12 protein-coding genes and 1 pseudogene are annotated in these 22,733 nt (G+C 41.8%); 9 read left to right on the plus strand and 4 right to left on the minus strand.

Features of this window, described 5'->3' with window-relative positions; all coding sequences use genetic code 11:
* Window positions 1-18: 18 nt before the first annotated feature.
* The 4 genes and pseudogenes from AC04NP_RS23600 to AC04NP_RS23615 all read right to left on the minus strand — a co-directional run.
* On the minus strand, window positions 19-3,465 hold the full coding sequence (locus AC04NP_RS23600) for a SusC/RagA family TonB-linked outer membrane protein (RefSeq protein WP_482862448.1): 3,447 nt from the start codon (window positions 3,463-3,465) through the stop codon (window positions 19-21).
* A 151-nt stretch (window positions 3,466-3,616) separates the two neighbouring features.
* Window positions 3,617-4,642 (minus strand): FecR family protein, encoded by a 1,026-nt coding sequence (locus AC04NP_RS23605; protein ID WP_482862449.1) that lies wholly within the window; start codon window positions 4,640-4,642, stop codon window positions 3,617-3,619.
* 124 nt (window positions 4,643-4,766) lie between these two features.
* A complete protein-coding gene (locus AC04NP_RS23610) occupies window positions 4,767-5,438 on the minus strand; it encodes an RNA polymerase sigma factor (protein ID WP_482862451.1) in 672 nt (223 codons plus the stop codon).
* 52 nt (window positions 5,439-5,490) lie between these two features.
* Window positions 5,491-5,688: pseudogene (locus tag AC04NP_RS23615) on the minus strand (RidA family protein); the annotation flags it as partial.
* A gap of 793 nt (window positions 5,689-6,481) precedes the next feature.
* Here AC04NP_RS23615 and AC04NP_RS23620 point away from each other — a divergent pair.
* From AC04NP_RS23620 to AC04NP_RS23660, 9 genes are all read left to right on the plus strand, one after another.
* Window positions 6,482-6,745, plus strand: a complete 264-nt coding sequence (locus tag AC04NP_RS23620) for a hypothetical protein (protein ID WP_482862452.1) — start codon at window positions 6,482-6,484, stop codon at window positions 6,743-6,745.
* Window positions 6,746-6,965: 220 nt separating this feature from the next.
* Window positions 6,966-9,773, plus strand: a complete 2,808-nt coding sequence (locus AC04NP_RS23625) for a PA14 domain-containing protein (protein WP_482862453.1) — start codon at window positions 6,966-6,968, stop codon at window positions 9,771-9,773.
* Window positions 9,703-10,329, plus strand: coding sequence for a PA14 domain-containing protein (locus AC04NP_RS23630; RefSeq protein ID WP_482862455.1), 627 nt, complete (start codon window positions 9,703-9,705; stop codon window positions 10,327-10,329). The genes AC04NP_RS23625 and AC04NP_RS23630 overlap by 71 nt, the downstream gene beginning before the upstream one ends.
* A gap of 896 nt (window positions 10,330-11,225) precedes the next feature.
* The gene (locus AC04NP_RS23635; protein ID WP_482862456.1) at window positions 11,226-11,807 is read left to right on the plus strand and encodes an RNA polymerase sigma factor; all 582 of its coding nucleotides are present in this window, start codon (window positions 11,226-11,228) and stop codon (window positions 11,805-11,807) included.
* A gap of 289 nt (window positions 11,808-12,096) precedes the next feature.
* Window positions 12,097-13,107: a FecR family protein gene (locus AC04NP_RS23640; protein WP_482862457.1), complete on the plus strand. Its 1,011-nt coding sequence runs from the start codon at window positions 12,097-12,099 to the stop codon at window positions 13,105-13,107.
* A gap of 165 nt (window positions 13,108-13,272) precedes the next feature.
* A complete protein-coding gene (locus AC04NP_RS23645) occupies window positions 13,273-16,563 on the plus strand; it encodes a SusC/RagA family TonB-linked outer membrane protein (protein ID WP_482862458.1) in 3,291 nt (1,096 codons plus the stop codon).
* A gap of 32 nt (window positions 16,564-16,595) precedes the next feature.
* Entirely contained in the window at window positions 16,596-18,170 is a 1,575-nt protein-coding gene (locus tag AC04NP_RS23650; protein WP_482862459.1) for a RagB/SusD family nutrient uptake outer membrane protein, read from the plus strand.
* Between the two features lie 277 nt (window positions 18,171-18,447).
* Window positions 18,448-21,177: a hypothetical protein gene (locus AC04NP_RS23655; RefSeq protein ID WP_482862460.1), complete on the plus strand. Its 2,730-nt coding sequence runs from the start codon at window positions 18,448-18,450 to the stop codon at window positions 21,175-21,177.
* A 60-nt stretch (window positions 21,178-21,237) separates the two neighbouring features.
* Window positions 21,238-22,716, plus strand: a complete 1,479-nt coding sequence (locus AC04NP_RS23660; protein ID WP_482862462.1) for an alpha-L-fucosidase — start codon at window positions 21,238-21,240, stop codon at window positions 22,714-22,716.
* Window positions 22,717-22,733: the final 17 nt, after the last annotated feature.

The following is a 22,733-nucleotide window of genomic DNA, read 5'->3' on the forward strand; positions in this document are numbered from 1 at the left end:
GGATTATCTATGAGTCATTTAAAATGAAATATTTGCACCTACATTTAACAGCCTGTTTTGAGGATACTGGAGGCCATTTTCATCCAGAATCTCCGGCTCAAGGCCCAAGTGCTTTACATTGTCAAATGAAAATAGGTTGTAAGTATTCACATATACTCTTACCTTTTGAAGCTTTACCTTACTAACCAACGCTTCGGGGATCGAATAACCTAACTCTAAAGTTCTCACTCTCAGATAGCGAACATCGGTGATCCAAAAGTCAGAATCCCAATAGTTGCTATGGCCTCCCTCATTGAACCGAAGGGCCGGATATTTTCCAGGGATCCACTCACTGTTCGGGTCAAATGGATCGGCTCTGTGCCAACGGTCGTCATAAAATTCCTTGAGCAGGTTGCCCGTGTTCTGAAAAGCGACTCTCATCTCCCATCTTTGCACAAACGAATACATAGCTCCTCCGGAAAAGTCCGCTCTGAAATCAAAGTTCTTCCAGCCTAAAGCCATGTTGAAACCAAAATTAATCGCAGGATTGCGGTCTCTTGCGTGACCGATAGGTCGCCTGTCTGCTTCATCAATTCGCTTGTCACCGTTTATATCTCTATAGATAAGGTCACCGGGAAGAAGGGTTTTATTTCCTTGTCCGTCAATGTTTACGGGGTAGCTGTTAATCTCTTCCATAGATTGAAATTGTCCAATCGTTTCGAGTCCCCAGATGGTTCCGCTCCATCGGTTTTCCCAGCTTTCCGTATAATATTGTAATGAATTTCCATAGTCCAATTCCGGTTTATAGCGATCGAGGAATCTGGATCTTGAAAAGGAAAAATTAGTGCCAATATCAAAGGTCAAAGCACCTGCATTTCCTGAATATGTCAATGATGCTTCTCCGCCAATTTGTGCATCACTCCTCAGGTTTTCCGGTGCCGGACCATGGCCGAGCAAAGCCGGGAGAAGTACATCTTGTCTTATTTGCGGTAATCCGCTACGTTTTCGGTAAAAATAATCAAGGGAACCGCTTAGCTGGCCATCTAAGAATATCATGTCGACCCCTATATCGGTAATTTTGCTGGTCAACCAGCTAATATTATCTATAGGAATTCCCCGGTCCCTGGCTCCGTTAATCAATTCACCATCGAGGATCACTTTTGATGAGGCGTAATTATAGCCTGTGATATAATCAAATGATCCAATACCTAATATTCCTCCATTGTCATCACCTAACTCACCATATGAGGCACGTATTTTCAGATCATTAATGACTTTTGATATCCCTGATGACTCATAAAAACCTTCACCACTGATTCTCCATCCCAGGGACACCGAAGGGAAGATCCCCCATCGTTTATTGGATTTAAATTTCCATGAAGCATCTCTTCTGCCTGCAAGTTCTACAAGATATTTACCATCATAGTCATAGCTGATCCTACCTACATACCCGGCTCTTGCTTCTTCAAAGTCACGATCATTGTAAGTATCCATATCTGCGAACTGGAGAAGAGGAAGTTCATTGGTTTTAGGTACTGTATGAACCCATACTTCTATGTTTCGTCTATCTATTCGCTCGGCTACCAAGGTAGCGGAAATATTATGATCCCCAAATGACCCTAAGTAATCCAGTTGGATCTGTCCCACGTTTTCAAGTACTTTGCGCGTTCCCCGCTCCCTCCATGGATTAGTACTGCCGGCGGTTCTGATATACTCATCGTTTACCTCATCATAGGTATAAGCATCATAAGTATATTCATGACCATTCATCAGACGATCTGCAAGATAATACGAATAAAGTCCTTTGACTTTGAGTCCCTTTAAAGGAGTATCGTATTCGGCGTTAAAGTTGAGCTGCATAACGCGCCAGTCCTCTCTCCAATACCCGGAAATCGCCTTATTGTGAATCGCCCAATTGGTTTCTGTATGACCCTGGTCCGCAGGATAATCCGGATTATCATTGGCATAAGGCCGTTCCATAGGTCGGTTGCGGAAAAGCGCAAATCTTGGCAGCCAATAATCGTCGGCTCCGGGGATACCCGGTTGATCACGGGTTTCAATCCTTCCATTGATCTGAGTTCCTATTTTAAAGCGATCATTGATCTGTACATCCACATTGGACTGGAGATTGGTTCTCTCAAAAACATATTCTCGTCCAAGTACTGAAGACTGATCCAACCGGCCCAGGGAAATATAATAAGAAATCTTGTCAGACCCTCCGGTTGCATTTACATTGATTGAAGTTAATGGCGCATTTTCTTCAATGATAAAATCATACCAGTCAAAACTTTGATAGCCTTTCTCGGTACCTTGTTGCCACAAAGCCAGTTCTTCTGAAGTAATATCAGTGGTACCATTCCGGTTCACATCGGCATCTACTTTGCCGGTCATCCATTCTCCTGCATTGACAGTCTCAGGAAAACGCGACCAATTTTGCCAACCGGTATATACATCAATGTTAAACTGGTTACCACTGGATATCCGACCTCTTTTGGTGGTTACGATCACCACACCATTGGCCGCACGGGAACCGTAAATTGATGCCGATGCATCCTTAAGGACTGTAATGCTCTCGATATCGTTAGGAGAGATATTATTGAACTGGCCGGCGTCCTTTTGAATACCATCTATTACATACAAGGGATTACCCATATTACGTATCTGGATATTAGCGCTGGAGCCGGGCCTGCCATCTGCCTGGCGGAAAGTAAGGCCGGGTATCTTTCCTGCGAGCATGGCACTCGTAGTAACCGCATGAACACTTTCCAGGTCTTTGGCAGTAACATTAGAGATAGCTCCAGTGAGCGAGTTCTTATTTTTGGTCCCATACCCTACCACAACTATTTCTTTCAGGCTTGTCAGATCCGGTTCCAACATCATATCAATCGTTGATCGATTACCAATTTCTACCTCAACAGACTTATAGCCAATGAACGATATGATAAGGGTTTGAGCTTCATCCGGAACCTCAAAGCTGTAGTTCCCATCCACATCGGCGATGGTCCCTATTGAACTTCCCTTAACTGCAATTGTGGCACCAGACAATCCTTCTCCGTTTTCATCTGTAATCCGGCCTGAGATAGTTTTGTCATCTTGTCCAACAAATTCTTCTACGAGACCATTGTTGATCCTTCTTTTTTTAACATGGATGTTCTCGCCGATCCGTCTAAATTGAAGATCAGCTTTTTGCGAGATCTGTTCCAGTATTTTGCCAAGGTTTCTATTCCCGGATAGGGTTACCCGCTTGTTTGTCAGGAATTTATCATTGTAAGTGAAAACAAAATTTGTCCTGGCCTCAATATCTTCAAATACATCGAGGATCTCAGCGTTCTTTACATTGAGATCGATCGCTACTTCATACAAGCTTTTATTCTGGGCGCCAATATCTTCTGCATGGAGCAGCGAAACAAAAAGGGCCTGCAAGAATAGTATGTAGAACAGGGATTTCGACACAATCAGTATTTCCTTCAGTAGATTTTTTTTCATACTTTTAAAGGGTTTTTAGTGAACATTTGAATAGCTAAGAACCAGCCCTTGCAGCCGCAGTTCCCCAACTCGATGGATGCGAGGGTTTTGGTTTTTTGCCGTCAAGCCGGCATTCTTTTGAACCTAAACCAGATTCGGTAGATGAATGATCTTAGTTATCTTCATAGATTATTATTTTTTTATTATTAATAGAATACTTAAAATTTGATGTATAACTTATCCCTTTCAGGATCAGCTCAAGAGACTTGTTTTTGTAGCTTCCACTGTATTTTCCTTCCAATTTCACTCCCTTTGATACCTGTATCTCCACTCCATACCAGCGCTCCAGCTTTTCGAAAATGTTCGGAAGAGTTTCATTATCGAATGTGAGAATACCCTTTGTCCAGGCGATGAAATTAGCTTTGTCGAGTTTTGTTACCGTAATTTCTTTTGCCGACTTGCTAAACGTGCCCATATCGGAAGGCAGAAGAACTTCCGAGGTGCCATTGGGGCTATTGATCTCTACCTTTCCGGTCACCACACTCACCAGAACCTTATCGTCCTCAGTGTAGCTGCGCACATTAAATGAGGTCCCGAGCACTTTGGTGGTGAGACCTGAGGTTTTAATCAAAAAAGGCCTGTGAACATCGTGCTCAACATTAAAAAATGCCTCTCCTGATAAAATCACCTCACGGGCATCACCACTGAATTTTTCAGGATAAGTCAATGAACTTCCTGCATTGAGCATGACCCTGGTGCCATCGGACAACACAATATTTTTCTTCTGACCATACACTGTTTTGCTTACCAGCATATGCTCGGAACTGTCATAACTGTCAGGTCTGAAATTACTCCTTTGGGTCATCATCAAAGCAGCAGCCAAAATCAGCACTATACTGGCAGCTACTTTCATAACATCTTTCGTAAGCCATGGAGTCGATTTATTATTTTTAGCTTCGTTGAAACGAAGAAGGGTTTCAAACATGGCTGAATATTCCGGATCACTAAGTTTAGCTTTATACGCATATCCAACTGAAGTGATTACCTCACGGGCATGCTCCACTTCTTTTAACTTATCAGTATGGTCAAATAGCCATTGTTTCCAGAAATGATCCGACTTATGATCAGGGTGCAATACCCATTCTACAAAGTATTCATCCTTGAGAAAATCACTTACATCAAAATCTTTATAGTCCATTAATTATCAAAAGTCCTTTACTGTAAAAGTCCAGGACTATCTCAATGACCATAGCAAAGTGAAATATTTATAATTTATTAAATAAATGAGAAAATTTATTGCAAAATAATTAGCGAAAGCATTCTTATATTAACGATTTAACAACAGTGGTTAAAGTCAAAAAAGTAATCATTGTATCACGATAAGGATCCAGAAGTTCCCCAAGAGAGTCGATTGCACGGTAAACCAAAGCCCGGGAAGACTTTACTTTGATACTCAACATTTCAGCGATTTGATTGTATTTAAGACCTTCATAAAAATAGAGTACCAAAGCTTCCCGCTGTAGTGGTGGCAGCTTATTCAGGCTGTCTTGAAGGATCCGTTGTTTATCCGCGTCGAGCTGAGCATTGATCATTTTTGTTTCAGCGGAAACGGAAATCGTAAATAATGCCTTAGGGAGAAAGTTTTCTGACGGTCTTTGTCTATTGTTCTTCTGAATAGTCTTTATCAGTTTGTTTCTGAAAGACTTCAGCAGATAAAACTTGATGGATGAGGTTGGGCTGAGATGGTCTCTATGTCTGATCAGCTCCATGAAAAGATCCTGCAAACAATCCTTTATCAGGTGTTTGTCAGAAGAAAACTGAAATCCATAGTTGAAAAGCAAATTGGTGTAATTTCTGTAAATATAGGTAAGTGCGGATTGGCTTCCGGATTTGAATTGCTCCCATATAAGATCTTCACTTTCGTTTGGAAGCTTTTCATTCTCAAATTCTTGAGATTTAATTAGCAGCTTATCGAAGCTTTCGGAAGCTATCATTAAATTTATTTCTTTAACAGACTTATAAATCTATTAAAAAGTAGCTTACATATCAAGTTATAAGATCATTAACAGGTGAGATTTGATGACCCCAAAAAACATTTTTACAGATAACCTGTTCCAAATTTTGCATAGCTTGAACTAATTGGGTTTTCATGTCATCTGTACTTGATTTTCCATCAGCGTTTACTGCTACTACCTGCCCGGAAACATAGATTGTACCTTCTGCCTGGTTTACTTCAACTGCTTGTACATACCTGCGTTCATCCTGCTATTGCCAGGGATTAATTACTCGTTTTTCCATTTGTTTTGCTTTTTTAGTTTGCGCCACTGTTGGTACAACAGTTAATAATGCTATTGCTAAAATCCATCCTATATTTTTCATGAGTTTATTTGTAAATGTTTACTACAAAAATGAGCACAACGCACACATTTTTTACGTGACAAACCTCACAATTACAAACTGACCGAGGTAAGACTATGAAGAAAGTCTGTTAAGCGTTTCGCGCGAAACACCCAAATAGGAAGCAAGCTGGGTTTTAGGCACTCTCTGAAATAGTGGTTTAATCCGCTCAATCTTAGTTTCCTACCTTTCCGGAATCTCCAAAAATTATATTCATTATACAAGCCCCCAAAAAAACATCTGAATATTTCATACTTCGGGTATCGATCAGGTGTTGTTTAATGCAAAAAGAACATGCCAGTGGTTCCGTTAAGGTGATAAAGACAGATACTAATATCAATAATGTTTTATTTGCCGAGCAATCTGTAAATGTGCTTTTAGAAATGATCAGAAAATGAATAAAATAATTTGTGCTTGCAAAATTCAATATCGAATCTAAATCCAAGAGGTTTTGAATTTCCGAAGATGTCTTTTTTGTGATTAAAATGTTATTATTTCAGATAAAATTAATGTAACAATGATATAATACAGTCAGAGTTGGCAACAAAACAGAAAGATATTTATAAAATTCTTTCGCTATTTTGTAGTTTATGTGCTATAGAGTCTATGACAATGGACTTACCTGACTTTAAATTCTGATATGGGAAATTCTACCACTGGCATAGTGATGGCAGTGGTGGTGACAATTTATGGAATAGGTATAACAGTCTTTTGGCCAACAATGCTGGGCGTTATCAGCATGCGATTTCCCAAAGGCGGAGCAGGTTTTGTGTATATTTTTTTTATCGCTAAAAGTGACGAGCAACCAGATATTCAGGACTTGAATAACATCAATCTTAGCCGTGAAATACAGAAATTAACACCTGTACAAAGGATTAAAATTCTACCTGTTGGCCTTGATTAGCTGCAATTGGTAGAGATCGTCATTTTCGATGACCTATCTTCTTAACACGGTCGGGATGAACAAATGTGATCAACAGCGCACATAATCTTCCTGGCAGCGGTAATTCATTACAGATTCTCAACTGTCGATTTGTAAAATAATTCATCTATTAATCACCAAAAGTATGTTTAAAGGAACAAATTCATTTTTAAAAAGTGTAACTTGTTTGTGCTTTTTACCAATGCTGTTATTTGCATTACAGACACGCGCCCAAATCACCTGGCCCGCCGGTCAGCTTCTTCCCTCTTTTCCCGCTACAGCTCCCACACAGGATTTAATTTATTTACGGACTAATCCGGCCGAGGAAAAGTACTTGTTTTCGTCTTTGAAAGGTATTGTCAACATGACATCCCCTCGCATATTTGTTTATGATGGTGATGCTCATGCCGAAGGTCCCTATACATGGCTGCAGTCTTTAGGGTTGAACTGGGTAGAGCATTCCGATAACTGGTCTTTGATTACGAAGTATCGCGATGAAATAAATGGTTTAATTGTTTACGATTCGGCACAGATTCATACTGTTAATCTGGCCACTGCCTTAGCCAAGGATCTAAAGGCGGTCATTGCGTCTCCTTCGTTGTTATCAAAGCTGCAATCGGCCCCTTATAATTTACCGGTGCTCGCGGACTTACGCGGCCAGTTCACCAGTAAGTTAGACGTGTATCAAACTTTATTTGACACGTATTGGCCAGCTATGGATCATCGCCTGCTCACAGGGTTAAACCCCGAAGTACATCAAGCCTCGCTGCGCGAATACGCGGTTGCTATAGAGGGTGCCGTCGTTTGGCTTGACCCTGACGTACCAGACGAAAGCGAATTGCTGAATAAATTTTTATCTTCTATGCCTGCCGGTGCCAACTACATGGGGTGGTGGCCGGAAGAAGAGCCGGGCGTATCCAGGGTATCCACCTATGGGATTACTACCATAGCGAGTGACTGGTGTGCCAACTTAACGGTGCATAGTGGTATGCCCCGGACAATCGATGTGAAACCGATCCCCCCCAAGCCCAAACTCGAAAATAAAATTTATGTGGCGTTTACTTTAAGCGATGGCGACAACCTGCAATACGCCGAACATTTGATGCGTAAGCTTTGGGATAACCCCGATCGAGGCAAGGTTCCCGTCGGCTGGACGTTATCACCGGCGATGGTGGATGCCATGCCAGGTGCCTTGAATTTCTATCATCAATCTTCCACACAAAACGACAACCTTATTTCCGGTCCATCCGGATATGGCTATACTTATCCAAATGAGTGGACCGATCAAAATTTGCTCAACCAGTTTGCTGCCAAAACAGAAGAATACAACGAACGCGCCGGCTTTCGTGTGATTACGGTTTGGAACGGTATAACAGGTGGCATTAGCCAAAATACAGGTGAAACATATGCCACTTATGCGCCTTCTTTGCTTGGTTTAACCGGACAGAACACGGGAGGCCCATTGAGTATTTACAATAATAGTTTACCCGGTAAGCCGCTATCCTGTAACTATTGTACTAATGAACAGGGTATGAAAGACCACATAACTTCTGCGTCTATTGGATGGGATGGTACTGAACCGAGATTCGTTATTATTCAGGCTCAACCCTGGACAGGGAATAACCCTACCACTTTCAAAAATGTCATGAATTCACTCAATTCAAACTATGTTGTGGTCCGGCCCGATCACCTCTTTCAACTCCTGCGTGAATCAAAAGGGCTGACGGTAGACCCCTTTGGCGATCCGGTGGCTACAGTGTATGCTGACTGTGGCTACTCCGGAACAGAAGCAGTGCTACCCGTCGATAATTACACATCGGCTAAATTGCAGGAAAAGGGAATGGCAAGCCATGACATATCCGCTTTAAAACTCGCCCCCGGATACGAAGTGGAATTGTTCAGAGAGGATAATTTTACAGGCCATTCTGTTATCGTCAACTCAGACTCAAGTTGCCTGTATCAATGGGACAACAAAATAAGATCACTAAAGCTACGAGCTATCACTACCGGTGGCGACGGCCTGATCGGAAATTATTTCAACGGAATGAATTTTGAAACCTATGTAAGCACCCGTAAAGATGCTTCCATTAATTTTAACTGGGGCGACAGATCGCCTATGGAGGGTGTTGGTAATGATTCTTATTCTATTCGATGGACAGGTTTTGTTGAACCGCTCTTTACAGAAAAATATACATTCTACCTAACCAGTGACAATGGGCGCCGGCTCTGGATTAACGATCAACTCGTTATCGATAAATGGATTGACGACTGGGATATTACCTACACCGGGGAAATTGAACTGGAAGCCGGGAAAAAGTACACCATCAGAATCGAATACTTTGAAAATTTCGGTGGCGCTAATTGTAAATTCGAATGGTCTAGCCCATCACAAGCCCGGGAAATTGTGCCGCAGTCTCGACTTTTTTCAAGACTAACACCGCCTGTCCATGGCGACGGAGAAGGACTGACCGGAGACTATTTCAATGGAACAAATTTTGAAACGTACGTCAGTACGCGCATTGACCCAACGATAAGCTTCCTCTGGGGCGGAGGTTCTCCGATGGACAGTATTAATAATGATTTGTACTCTATTCGTTGGACGGGGACCATTCAGCCTCGCTATTCAGAAAACTATAAGTTCTATTTAACGAGCGACAATGGTCGTAGGCTCTGGATTGACGATCAACTAATCATCGACAAATGGATTGACGATTGGGGCATTACCTATACCGGAGAAATAGCGCTGGAAGCCGGGAAACAATATAAGATCAAAATCGAATACTTTGAAAATTCGGGTGGAGCGGATTGCCAGTTTGAGTGGTCAAGTACCTCGCAGCCACGGGAAATTGTTCCATCATCACAATTTTTCCCAAGATTTATTGAGGGAAATGGAGACGGGTTAACGGGCACCTATTTCAATAGAATAAACTTTAGAAGATATGCCGGAACACGTATTGATTCTGTTGTTAATTTCAACTGGGGGGAAGGGTTCCCCTTTGGAAGGTGTTAACGGTGACACCTTTTCTATTCGTTGGACGGGCGCTATTCAACCCCGCTATACAGAAAAGTATACATTCTATTTAGCCAGCGATAATGGACGCAGACTATGGGTTAATGGTCAATTAGTCATTAATAAGTGGATTAATGACAGTGCTACATATTCGGGACAAATACGATTGGAAGCCGATAAAAAGTACAAGATCAAAATTGAATATTTCGAAAGTGTGGGTAATGCAAATTGTGTCTTTGAGTGGTCAAGCTCATCGCAGCCTCGCCAAATTGTGCCGCAGTCACAGCTTTACTCCGTAGCTGAAGATCCCGTTGGCGGTGGAGATGACGGTGAACATTGTTGGCATATCTTCTTTTACCCCAATCCCGTGCGGGAAACCTTGTACTTAAGGAACGTAGACTCACCAGTTGATATTGCCGTATTAAACAAGCTGGGACGCCAGATCATGACCGCCCATGGAACCTCATTGGATGTTAGCGATCTTAATTCCGGCACCTATTATTTAAAGGTTAAATCAAAAAGAGGCTGTCGAGTATTTAGATTGATAAAGCAATAATGAGATTTTGCTAACAGGGCAAACGCATGGTTTGCCCTGTTTTGATTGCATGTCAGTGCCAAGTCAACTATTTTTGCCAAGTGCTCTAAATTACCCCCCATTTCAAGAAGGAGAAAAAATTATACTTTCGAAAAAAGGGCTAATAGAATGGTTAAAAAGCGGTAATAGAAAAACCAGCCAGCAAATTGAATCCGAGTCAGAAGAATTTTTGCAGAAAAGAAATTAGGAATTAAATCAAAAACCCAACCGAAGAAGTTGATTTATTTAAGATTTTTCACACATACTAAAAATACCAATGTCGACGATTTTTTTTCGTTGATTGAGGAAAAATGTTAAAAAAAAGATGGTCTGGGAAAAATTTTGAGAGTTAAAAATATATGTCACCCCATAAGATCCATTGTTCTCAAAATATTTCCATAAAAAGTAGGTTTTTCCTATTCCAAATTTTCCGGAAAAATAATTCTGTCATTTCCTTTTAATCGAAGATGGGAATCAAATTGTGTGAAAGGAAGATCTCCTTATTCACGGGAACCTAGCAATGATTTAAACCCGAATGATGTAATAGAAATCTATTCCGCATCCCAACTGAGTCATCTAATGCGTTTTATACTTCCATATCTGCTTTTGTTTTTGTGATGCTAAATAATCAATTATTCTATAATCAAGCTAATGCACCAAATAGTATTGCCCAGACCATTCGGGCATTATTTCCTCTCTTGAGAAACGCTGTGGCATTGCAGTTAATGCTGCCTTTTTTCTCAAACAATTATTTGCAAATTTGGGACTGGATATTATGAAAACTGCATGGAACAGGCAGAGCAAATTACCTTGCACCACTCAACTATTATATTCAATTTAAAATGCTGATATTTGTGAAGGGCACAAAGTATGTTTAAATGAGAGAACAAGTTCGCCAATGGATATCAGCTATTTCTAAGGGGGATGAATCGGCATTTAAAGAATTTTTTAATTATTACCACCCACGTTTGTATGGATACGCTCTGACAATGATTCAATCTCACAATCCCTCAGAAGAAGTAGTTTCTGATGTTTTTATGAAGGTATGGACCGGTCGTAAAAGGCTTTCTGCCATTGAGAACGTAAACCACTATATGTTTCGAGCGGTAAAGAATCAGGCTCTCAATTACCTTGAAAAAAGAAAACTGGAAACAGTCGATCTGGACAAGGTGCAAGATAATAAAATAGGGGACTTTATTCAACCCGACCTGTCGGTTCTCAACAGAGAACTCGCAGATCAAATTCAAAGCGCCATAGAAAGCCTACCGCCGAGATCAAAGCTCATATTTGGTTTGATAAGGATAGACGGTATGAAATACAAGGAAGTAGCAGAACATCTGGACCTTTCTGTGAAGACTGTTGAAAACCAAATGACCATAGCAATCAAAAAACTCAGAGAGAAATTGTCTCCATATTTCAAAGATAATCCACAAAAACTCTATTTCTTATTGTCATTATAGACTTTTGTTCAGTTTCCACCTAATGATGCCTAACTGGAACTTTAAACTTCTTCCCGGCGACTTTCATTATGCTAACCAGGTAAATTATCCGATTTGAAATAATAAATACTGATCGGGTTTTCAATCTCTCGGTTTTTAACTCAGCATTCTTTGCAAATTATCTAATATTAAGATATTGATTTATAGATTATTATGACTGGAGTTTTATAAATATCTTGTCCCTTTTGGGGGGTAAAAGGAAATCTCCTGTTTATTCTTCAAAACATGTTTTTAGGCAAATACAGTTTGAATGGAACGCGAGATTGAAAACCTGATCTTAAAGAAGCTCACTGATGATATCAGTGTTCAGGAAGATAGCCAGCTTAGGAGTTGGCTGGAATCATCAAAAGAAAATGAAAAGGAATTTTCTGGTTTTCAGAAAGCCTGGGAAAAGAGCCGCTTGATTTGGCAGGCTGATCACACAAAGGAATCCTACCAAAAGTTAGCGGAGAATCTCGAATTTGATGATACTTCCACTAACGCTAAAATAGTAGCATGGCAGAGAAGTTCAAATATCCGGAGAGTGGCGGCCGTAGTTGCACTCCTTCTTGGAATTTCATTTGCAATTTACTTTTTCAATATTCAACCTAATGCCTCAAATCCCGAATTAGTGGTAAGTACCATTGTAAAAAACATCCCAAAAGGAAAAAAGTTGCAAACAAGACTACCGGACGGTACCAAAGTTATGTTGAATTCCGGTAGTTCTCTTGAATACCCGGAAAACTTCCGGGAAGAAAGGGTAGTGAAGTTAGCCGGAGAGGCATTTTTCGAGGTAAAAAGAGACGAAAGCAGGCCTTTTATAGTGGAATCCAAAGATTTAGCCGTAAGGGTGCTTGGAACCTCATTCAATGTGAGCGCCTACCCAAAAGATGAAACTATATCAGTGGCCGTTGCAACAGGAATTGTTGAAGTAAAAAGCAAAACAAAAACTACAGGATCAATCCTTGCTCAGTTGAGTCCGAATGAAAGTATCAACTATATGAGAAGTTCCGGTCAATATTCGGTAGATGAATTTGACGATGACCATTTCTTCGCCTGGAAGGACGGTATTCTTGATTTTAAACAGGCTGATTTTGATGAAATAGTAGAGAAGTTGGAGAGATGGTATGGTGTTGAGATTGTCATCGAGACGCAACATCATATCAAAAGTGGGTTTTCGGGACGCTATGAGAATGCTACGCTTGAACATGTCCTGGAAGGCGTAAGTTTTGCCAACGACTTCTCTTTTAGTATTGAAGGTAATAAAGTAATTATCAAATAAATTATGACGATGCAGGCCCAGGATACATCATAAAAAATGAGCCTTAAACCCCAGGGGTCTAAGGCTCAGAGGGCACCTCAAAAGTTGCTTACAAACTTTGGTCGGTACGAAGCACCAAAAGAGGATGCTATTGATTAAAACTATGTAAAATCAATAACCTAAATTATGAAATTAAAACTACTAAGACAACTGTACTATATGAGCAGGTTGGCTTTTTACAGTATAGTAATACAATTCACGTTAGGAGGAATGTTGGTTGCAGGGGATCTCTCGGCGCAACTGAAATCCAAAAGCCTTGAAGAAATCAACTGGAACCTCAAGATTCCTGAGGCTAGTTTAGACGAAGTTTTATCATTGGTTCAATCCGAGACTGGTTTCAGTTTTGCCCTGAATGAAAACTTGGTTAATAAGGATCAAAGAGTAAAAGTTAAATTCAAGAAAGGAACGCTAGGAGATTTACTCAGAGCGCTTTCGAAAGAAACGAATATTAAGTTCAAGCGAATCAATGATCAAATACATGTAGCTACCAACACAGGTAGAGGTGAAAGGGTGGAAGACAAATATGAATCTATAAAAGCAGATATAACAATCTCCGGAAAAATCACTAATGAATACGGTCAGGCGTTGCCCGGGGCATCTGTGGTACAAAAGGGTACCACGAATGGCGCCATCACAGACCTTGAAGGTAATTACAAACTAACTGTACCGGAAGGCGCAATAATTACTATCTCTTTTGTGGGGTACATTACCCAGGAAATCCCGGTAGGAGCACAAAGCACCATTAATGTGCAAATGGAACCGGATTTCGAGCACCTGGAAGAAGTAGTGGTAATCGGTTATGGAACAACTCTTAAAAAAGATCTGACTGGTTCGGTATCTTCGATAAAAGCAGAAGATGCATATGTGGCACCGGTAGCCGATCTGAGCCAGGCTTTGCAGGGGCGTGCTTCAGGTGTGTTCGTTACTTCGATAGACGGTGCACCCGGAACAGGTACTACTATAAGGATAAGGGGGGGAAATTCTATTACAGCAGGAAATGAGCCATTGTATGTAATAGACGGATTCATTGGTGGCGGAAATTTATCGACGATCAATCCGAATGATATTGAATCGATAGAGATATTAAAAGACGCATCTTCCACAGCAATTTATGGAGCCAGGGGCGCCAATGGTGTTGTATTGATTACGACCAAAAAAGGTAGACCCTACGAGAAAAGGTTAAATATTAAGACATCAATGGGTACACAGGTTCTACCTAAAAAGCTGAATTTGCAGAATGCCAGGGAATATGCTGAATATCGAAACAAGTTCGTCCCTGGCTTATTTGACCTGAACAACTTGCCCGGAGGTGATACTGACTGGCAAGAGGTGCTAACTCGTTCAGCCTTAATTTCAGACAACCTTGTGTCTTTGTCATCAGGGAATGAGAATACGCAATTTTATCTTTCCACGGGTTTTTTAAATCAGGAAGGAATATTGCTCGGAACTGCATTTGAAAGGTATTCTCTTCGATTGAACCTCGACCATAAAATATCAAAAACGTTCAAAGTAGGGACAAATCTTTTCTTGACCCATTCATTAACGGATAATTCGGTTATTTCTGGTCGTAACGATATAGCACGGGAGGATCCCTTGAAGCCTGTATTTGATGAGGAGGGCAACTTCCAGGTGTTTAACGTAGGTATCGATAATGGAGGTGGCAATCCATTTGCAGATGCCCGGTTGATAACCAACGAGACCATCAGGGACAGGGTTTTGATAAACAACTATATCGAAGCTGATATTATCGAAGGTTTAAAATTAAGGACTACATTGGGCGGTGACTTCAGTTTTGATAAAACCAATATTTTTATACCATCCACGGTGCCTGATCAAATAATTGCCAGTAGGTTGGGCAGTGGCCAGATAGGCAATGCAAGGACAGTTTCTTTGCTTAATGAAAATACGTTGAATTACCTTAAAACTTTCGGTGATCATTCATTGAGCGTATTGGTTGGTGCTACCGCCCAGACTTCCCAAACCGAGTTATCAACGATTAACGCCGCAGAAATACCCAATGATGGTGTTGAGTTCAATGCCGTGGAGCTGGCACCTTTGGAAGAAACAACTATTGACAGCGGGTATTCTGAATTTTCTCTGTTCTCTTTGCTAGGTCGCATCAACTATTCGTATAAGGATAAATATTATTTGACTTTTTCAGCAAGAAGGGACGGTTCGTCAAGACTTGGAATCAATAATAAATATGCCACATTTCCTTCGGTCGCTGTTGCCTGGAGATTATCGGATGAACAATTCATGAGCGGTGTTGATTTTGTGAATGATCTTAAACTAAGATCGAGTTACGGAATTACAGGTAATTCCGGAATTGATGAATTTTCAACACTAGCACAGCTGGGGACTTCACCTGTGCTCGTTAGAGGTGGAGTTCCCTCGGTAGGGCTGCAACAGACTGTCCTGTCCAATCCAAACATTAAGTGGGAAACCACCCGTCAATTTGACTTGGGTCTTGAAGTCTCGCTCTTCAACAGCCGTTTAAACTTAGAATTCGATTATTACTATAAAAGGACCAATGACTTACTTTTAGATGTAGAGGTTCCTTTCTTTACGGGTTTCGCAACGCAATTACAGAATATAGGCGAAGTTGAAAACCGGGGGTTCGATTTTAGCCTGAACGCTTTTATAATAGATGGAAATGACTTTACATGGAGCACATCGTTCAATATCTCAACCTTTAAGAACAAGGTACTTGATTTAGGAGGCAACGAATCCGTAATTACCAATAGATTACCCAATCCTTCAAATGATATTACCAGCCAGCTTATAGTAGGTGAGCCTGTGGGTATTTTTTGGGGGTTTGAATTTGAAGGCATCGACCCTGCAACAGGAGATGCGATGTTTGCTGACATAAGCGGACCTGATGGTGTGGTTGATGCGAATGACCAAACGGTAATAGGATCGGCGAACCCGGATTTTTTCGGAGGTATACAAAATACGCTTACCTATAAGCATATTGACCTGAGTTTCTTCTTACAGGGAGTATTTGGCAACGAAAATTACTATTTGGATTTATTTCAGGTAACAGGCACCCAATTGAATTCATTTGCCGACCTCAGGGACAGAATATGGACACCCGAGAACCCGGATAATGCTCTTATTCCTGGATTTAACAGTGCATCTTTCAACAGCTCAAATAGCTTTTTTGTAAGAGATGCAGGTTTTATCAGGTTAAGGACCCTCCAGTTGGGATATACACTTCCGGAATCGGTACTCAAGGGTGTGAATAATCTAAGAATCAGTTTTACAGGAACAAATCTGTTTCTGTTAAAGGGTGGAGACTATATAGGATACGATCCGGAAGTAAGTGGTTTCGGCACCGATGACGTACTTAGAGGTTATGACAATGTGAATTATCCTCAAAATAGATCATTCGTTTTTGGTCTGGATATTACTTTTTAAAAATTGTTGACAAAACAGAAAGACATATAATTATGAAGACTATATATAATATTTATATGATGTCAATTATCGTTCTATTGACATTTTTGGGATGTGATAACTTTTTAGAAGAGGAACCCAGAGGGTTAATTACCCCTGATGAGTTCTTTAACAGTGAAGCCGAAGCCAACTTAGCGATAGACGGATTAGTTGCAAGAATGCGAACCGGCGAAGTTACAGGGGAACATATGGTTTATTATCAATTTTTAGGTACTGACCTTGGGGTCGTCGCCAGGAATCAATTGCCTGGAATCAATTTGGTTGGCGTCTATGATTTTGATTCATCCAATGGTAGAGTAGCTATTATGTGGAGGGAGCTCTATGCAGGTATCAAGGACGCAAATTTAGTAATTAATCGTATTGCTGAATCTCCTTCTTTGAGCGATGAGGAAAAGGGAAGGTTAATTTCCCAGGCTCAATTTTTCAGGGCTTATATTTATTATCGGCTTACCACTATGTGGGGAGATGTACCTTTTTGGAAAGATGAAATAGATATTGAAGAAGTTTCCTTGTTGGGAAAAACGCCTGCATCAACCATACAGGCTGATATGATTGGCGAACTTCAATCTGCTATTGATTCTGGCCTGCTATCTACCGGTAGATGGAACCAAAATGATGGTAAAGTTACTGTTTGGGCGGTAAAAATGCTCAAGGCCCATTATCATATGTGGAGAGCTGAGTACAATGCGGCACGGACCGAATTAATCGACATTACTCAAAATTCACCACATGGACCGGACCTGGCTCCTTTTGGGGATATTTTCAGGGAAGGAAACGACCTAAACAACGAAATTATTTTTGGCGTTGAATTTCTTCGGGGAATCATTTCCAACAATATCCACAATGTTGCCCATCCCAATGCAGGTGCAGAAGCAGATGCTCCATTCGCTCTACAGGCATTCGAAGAGCTTGATATATTTACCAGAGCTGCTCTAATTACATTGCGAAGAAGTTTTGCTGATTCATTTGACCCTAATGATGCCCGATTGCCATATACGGTTTTCGATAGCCATACCCTTGCAGATGGTACAGCGGTAGCATTTAACCATATTTATATTACAAAGTTTTTGCGAGCTAAGGTTCCTGTCAGTGATCCTTTATTCATAAACCCGGAGCCTGATGGCCAAACTAGTCAACCAAACCGCCTTATGCGATTGGCAGATGCATACCTAATGCTGGCAGAAGTAGAATTTATGATAGGTGGGTCAAGCGCTGCCGCATTGGCGGCTATTAACAAAGTAAGGCAAAGAGCAAACCTTCCGGATCTTACCACCTTGACTTTAGCCGATATCCGGCAAGAACGTGCCTGGGAACTGGCAGGTGAAGGTTTTGGCCGTAAAACGGATCTGATCAGATGGGGTATTTTAGAAAGCACAGTAGCAGCATTACCGGCAGCCGAAGCGGCTGCAGGAGCGCACCCTCAGTCTCAGGAGAGGGCCCAAGGGGAAGCAGATAGGATTGCAGCCGCACCCGGAAAATTTTTGTTCTTGCCAATACCATTCGATGAAATAACCAAAAGTGAAAATTTAGGTGGAACATTAGTGCAAAACCCAGTTTGGATGGAGTGACGTCTTACTACCTGGCACGACTATTCGATAAAAAGCCCGAAGCATTGACTCCAGGTTTTTTATCATGTTCGTGGCCTAGTTCATACCCGTACTTCAATGGCTTGGTATGTTTTGCCGATGTTATGACTGCGTTATTCGAACATAGTGGCTACCCACTATCAATACATAACAGGAATGACGTACAAAACGCGATCACCAAGGACGATAAGTTTTCAAAAGAGGCTTCAGAGTAATAGTACAGTACCTTGAAAATAACTTTTATAATAATAATCACTTAATGAAAAAAGAGGATCAAAACAAAAAAACCAGAAGGGAATTTATCAAACAAGCCACTTTGTCATCTGCTACTGTAACACTGCTTCCGGTCAACAAGCTCTTTGCCAATAAAAGTCACGAAGGATTTCCTGGAGGTTTCAATGCCCCTGACAGCCTCTACCATGGCGATCAATGGGAAAGCCTGAACCCCGGCTATTGGCAGATAAAAGGCAATGCGATCCGCCGCAGGCTTGTAAATGTAGGCGACCGTTGCAGAAGGACAGGCTTCCCCTATCATTACAAAAACGACGGCAAAAGTATGAACACCAGCTACGACCCCTCGGCCCCATTCGGGATGCTCTGGAGAAGGGAATGGTACATGAAAGGAAGCTTTGGAATCAAAGCAGAATTTGTTATGAAAGGCTATGCCGAAAAACGCCCCGAAGATGATGCAAACTGGAAAATGTACCAAAAAGGTTTTGGTGCTTTTGGGTTGGCCATCGGTGCAAAAACCCTGTTTGAAGCAGGTATCAGAACTAACGCAAGTCCTGATAAAAAGTCCATTATGGCCGTTTGGAAAGATGACGATACCTTCAGTCTAGGATATCATGTAAATAACCCAACGGAAAAAAGCGCCATTGCTTCTGATCGTGTCAGCCAGCAATTGGTTCAGGGTATCAAAATACAACTCAGCATTACGGTAACGCCGCAAGAAGGGGGCAAGTCGTTGGTGAATGCAACGCTTCAGCAAATAGTCAAAGGCAACACCATCAAAAAAACGCTTTCCGGAGAGGTGGAGGCATCACGGGCCGAAGGCTACATAGGGCTGTGTGCACAAGGCAATGTGGATTTTGAAGTGATTCGGTTCGAAGTTGAGCAAGGAAAAAACAAACCTCTGAACACGCCTCTCAATGAATGCCACATGGCCTACGCCCTAGGCGATACGCTTAGACAGGATAAGAATGGTACATGGACCTGCCGTTTTATATCCCTATTCAGGAACGACGGCCAAAAAGCCGAAATACGAATAAGTGATGCTGAAAAACCAACTAGCGGATGGACTAATGTTCCCCTGGCTGGATCAGGTAATATTGTAAATAACGACTTTAGAAGGAACACGGCCATCATAGAGGCGAAATTTCCGGGTAACCCTGCTGATAAGACCTTTTATTATACCATCTGGAAAGACGGGAAAGATGTGACTGCCGATTTACGTGTTGGTACCAACAGTATAGGCCCGGGCACGGGCATGGTTGGAGATGTGCCGGCTGTGGGTAGCTATGTAGGCAGGTTGCCACGGCTAAAAGCCCCATACAAACTATGCGGGTTAAGCTGTCATGCTATTCATGGCAACTATACAAGGTTGCCTATTGGTGATGTCAGGAAAACCGATGGTACGTTCGATCCCTATTTCGTCAGGGACCAGCCTACCTACAATTGCTTCAAGCACCTGGAAGACTACAATTTTCAAGTAATGCTTTGGGAAGATGATGTATGGTACATGGAATTGCTGCAATACCCATTGAGTACCGATGATGCTTATAAAATCGTCACCATCACACTTGGAGGGCCAACGTCCAGGTGGCAGATGATGCGGCATTGGAATGTCATAAACCCGGGGGACCATGACCATGGCATGGATGATACTAAAGGCCCGGAACAACTCCTTTTGAGGCGAAGAAACGGTTTGGGGCAAGACCCTTCATACATGATCAGGAACTTCCGGATCGTAAGCCATTTAATGATAGGCAAAGAAAACCCTGCAGGCACAGACAACCCCAAACGCTGGAGAAAGTGGAAAATGCCCAACAAAGACTTTACGCTGGCGATATGTGATTCCAGACTGTGGCGAACCTCCCAGGACACAGATATCTGGGATGATAACGGCTGGGGAGAATTTAAAAACCTGTATTCCAGGAGAGACCCGACAAGGACCCTTTTAGGTGAGGAACAGTTTAACTGGCTGACAAACCTGATCAAAACCGATTCATCCCGCCTGATTACACTTACTGGCATCAATGGACTGCATGCCATCTGGCAGTCAGGATTTGAAAAAAATGATGATGGGGAAGCCAATCGTATCGCGGCAGACTATGCTTACTGGGTAAAAGCAGGAGTTGACAGGGTGATCGATCTGTTAGGCTCCAGGTCCGGCGTGACCTCAGTTTACGGTGATGTGCATGTGGGATCTATTGTAAGGAACCGAAAAGAACGTATCTACGAATGTAGTTTTGGTCCTATTGGTAGGTCGCGGGGACGTGAACCGTATGCGGGCTGGAACCGGCAAATGAGAGACATGCATGGCAATGACTTGGACGGTGTGGCACTTTATCAACAGGATCACCACTCCCCGGAATTGAGCAAAGGCACAGAACAGGGTGAACCCTATTATTGGAATTTCCTGGAAATGGCTTTTGACACAGGACCAAATGATCCGGAGATTAGTCTTAAAGTCAGAAATATGGTTGACCACCCGGATGAAAAACCAAGAGGTGATGGCCATGTAGAAAAGGTCAAAGCTTCGGAAACAGGAAGACCGATAGCTTCTAAGCTACCGGAGATAAAGACCTTAGCTCTTGCCGATGTGCAATTCGATCGCACGGATGGCACACCTATTCAGGCGATAAGAAGTTTGACAGATGGTACCATACCATTGATCGGCTTAGTAGAAGTTAAGCCCGGAGAGAAGATAAGAATGTCTGCTTTTGATGGAAAACAGGCAGATGCACAAATCATTGTTACAAAAAGCTGAGAATATCAGCAGTCATAAAATTTAATACATAAAAACTGTTGTAAAAGATTATACATTAACATGAATACATTACAGAAATTTACTTTGGTTGTTGCTATGGTGTTTTGTTCCATGGCAAACTATGCCCAGCAATACGAAGCGCATTGGGAATCACTATTGCGTCATAAAACTCCTGATTGGTTTATGGATGCCAAGTTTGGCATTTTTATCCATTGGGGGGTGTATTCGGTCCCTGCTTTCCACCCGGACAGGGGTTATGCAGAACACTACGCGAGTTCTATGTACCGGGGAGGTGCTGACACCAGGTACCATGAGGCTACTTATGGCAAACTAGGGGAGTTCGGTTACAAGGATTTTATTCCGGAATTCAAAGCCGAAAAATTCAATGCTGAAGAATGGGCCGAACTCTTCAAAAATGCCGGTGCTAAACTGGTAATACCTGTGGCCGAACACCACGATGGTTTTGCCATGTGGAACAGCGCTCTTACCAAGTGGGATGCCTATGATATGGGTCCCAAAAGGGATGTGATAGGTGAATTGGAAAAAGCCATCCGTAGACGTGATATGAAATTCGGAGCTTCTTACCACAGAGAAAGGCATTTCTCCTATTTCACAGAACATAAGTACGAAGCTGTGGAGAATCCTAAATTTTTAGCTGGTGTGCAGATGGAAATTGATAAGGCCCCCGAAACTATAGGACTGTATGGACCGCTGGGATTAACCGACGAATTTATGAGTGATTACAAAGCGCGCTGGGATGAAATCTGTGAGAAATACGGTCCTGATATTTTTTGGTTCGATGATATCCCTTCATTTTATTTGAGTCCGGATGGGCCTAATGTCAGGAAATTTCAAAAGCTGCTAAAACAGATGGTGGCTGAGTACCTGAATCGTGAGGAAGAATGGGGAAGGCCACTGGCCGTTAACAATAAAGGAAGGCTGGAAGCCAATTTTCCGGAAACATTTGGAATCCGTGAATACGATTACTTTTATATTCCGGACATCGATACCAGAGCCTGGATGGACTCCAGGGGTATGGGCGATTCCTATGGGTTCAATAAAGTCGAGGACGAGGAAGACAGGTACCCTTCGACACATGATCTTATTCGTCACTTTGTAGATGTGGTAAGCAAAGGAGGAGTATTTCTGCTTAATGTTGGTCCCAAGGCTGATGGTACCATTTCAGAAAATCAGCAAAAGCGCCTTAAAGGTATCGGGAAGTGGCTTGCCGTTAATGGCGAAGGTATTTATGGTACACGGCCATGGAAAACATACGGAAAAGATAATATCCGGTATACTACTAAAGGGGACGACTTGTACATTATCTCTACCATGTGGGGGAGTAAACATCTTTACGTCTATGACATCAATTTAAAGAAAGGGACAAAAGTAAAATGGTTGGGTAATGGTGAGAACGTGAGTTGGAGTAACTATGATCACCATCTGAAGATCATGCTACCTTTAAAAAAATCATATGGATCGGGAGATCCCTTGAATGCCGCATATGTGTTTAAAGTGGAGGGGTATTTTGCTGAATAAATGTAATTGCGGGCAAC

The organism is Agaribacillus sp. DX54 (genome assembly GCF_056858335.1).

Bases quoted from the DNA above. Each gene is read 5' to 3' on its own strand.
- AC04NP_RS23645 (WP_482862458.1), top strand. From the start codon at position 13,273: ATGAAATTAAAACTACTAAGACAACTGTACTATATGAGCAGGTTGGCT.
- AC04NP_RS23605 (WP_482862449.1), bottom strand. From the start codon at position 4,642: ATGGACTATAAAGATTTTGATGTAAGTGATTTTCTCAAGGATGAATAC.
- AC04NP_RS23625 (WP_482862453.1), top strand. From the start codon at position 6,966: ATGCTGTTATTTGCATTACAGACACGCGCCCAAATCACCTGGCCCGCC.
- AC04NP_RS23650 (WP_482862459.1), top strand. From the start codon at position 16,596: ATGAAGACTATATATAATATTTATATGATGTCAATTATCGTTCTATTG.
- AC04NP_RS23655 (WP_482862460.1), top strand. From the start codon at position 18,448: ATGAAAAAAGAGGATCAAAACAAAAAAACCAGAAGGGAATTTATCAAA.
- AC04NP_RS23630 (WP_482862455.1), top strand. From the start codon at position 9,703: ATGCCGGAACACGTATTGATTCTGTTGTTAATTTCAACTGGGGGGAAG.
- AC04NP_RS23610 (WP_482862451.1), bottom strand. From the start codon at position 5,438: ATGATAGCTTCCGAAAGCTTCGATAAGCTGCTAATTAAATCTCAAGAA.
- AC04NP_RS23635 (WP_482862456.1), top strand. From the start codon at position 11,226: ATGAGAGAACAAGTTCGCCAATGGATATCAGCTATTTCTAAGGGGGAT.
- AC04NP_RS23640 (WP_482862457.1), top strand. From the start codon at position 12,097: ATGGAACGCGAGATTGAAAACCTGATCTTAAAGAAGCTCACTGATGAT.
- AC04NP_RS23600 (WP_482862448.1), bottom strand. From the start codon at position 3,465: ATGAAAAAAAATCTACTGAAGGAAATACTGATTGTGTCGAAATCCCTG.
- AC04NP_RS23660 (WP_482862462.1), top strand. From the start codon at position 21,238: ATGAATACATTACAGAAATTTACTTTGGTTGTTGCTATGGTGTTTTGT.
- AC04NP_RS23620 (WP_482862452.1), top strand. From the start codon at position 6,482: ATGGGAAATTCTACCACTGGCATAGTGATGGCAGTGGTGGTGACAATT.